Annotated in this window: 1 protein-coding gene; it reads right to left on the minus strand. The window is 40.8% G+C overall.

Annotated elements, in window-relative coordinates; genetic code table 11:
• Window positions 1–686: IS1595 family transposase (locus BW716_RS35065; RefSeq protein WP_083730677.1), on the minus strand; the 686-nt coding region annotated here is incomplete at its 3' end.
• Window positions 687–757: the final 71 nt, after the last annotated feature.

Below are 757 nucleotides of genomic sequence, written 5' to 3' on the forward strand. Positions count from 1 at the left end.
AAATTTTTGCCATTACCGGATTCTACCTGCTCCAATCGTGGAAATATATTCTTTAGAGGAGCATAAGCTGCCCAGCCATCTGTCACTACCCGTGATTTTTTATCGATGTGTTTTTCCATAAATGGCTGAAACGATGTAGAGCTGTAATCCTCTATGCATTGGGCATACGCTCTGCCAGTCTTTCTATTTCGGCATACTTTTTCAACTGCTATCAGGATAATTTTTCGATCTCCTTTAGCCCGACCTTGATTCCCTTCTTCCTTGCCACCAATCACAAATTCATCTACCTCTACACGACCTTGTAATGGAAACTGTTCACTACTTTGCATGCCCTCCTGCACTTTGCGCTTAAAATACCAGGCACTTGTTTGACGGATGCCATATTCCCTGCTTATTTCGCAACTTGACATCCCCTTTTTACTTACACTCAAACGGAAACAAATCTGAAAAGCTGTCAGCAAACTGAATTTTACTTTATGAAACAATGTCCCTGCTGTCGGAGACTCATTATAATTGCAAGCCTGACAACGTCTATCAAGCCACCTTTTACCTTTCCACCACATTTCTCCACCACACTTCTTACAACGAAACCCTTGCTGCCACTTCAACTCTGCAAGGTATTGTAAACACGATTCTTCATCTGGAAAATGTCTTTGAAAACTTTCAATTGTGACGCCCTTAAACATAGTTTTTTTTATAAAGCTATGATAGCACTACGCCGTATATTTGCGTAACGACCCGTAAATGGGTAATTCTA

Source organism: [Flexibacter] sp. ATCC 35208 (assembly GCF_001975825.1).
GTDB lineage: Bacteria > Bacteroidota > Bacteroidia > Chitinophagales > Chitinophagaceae > Chitinophaga.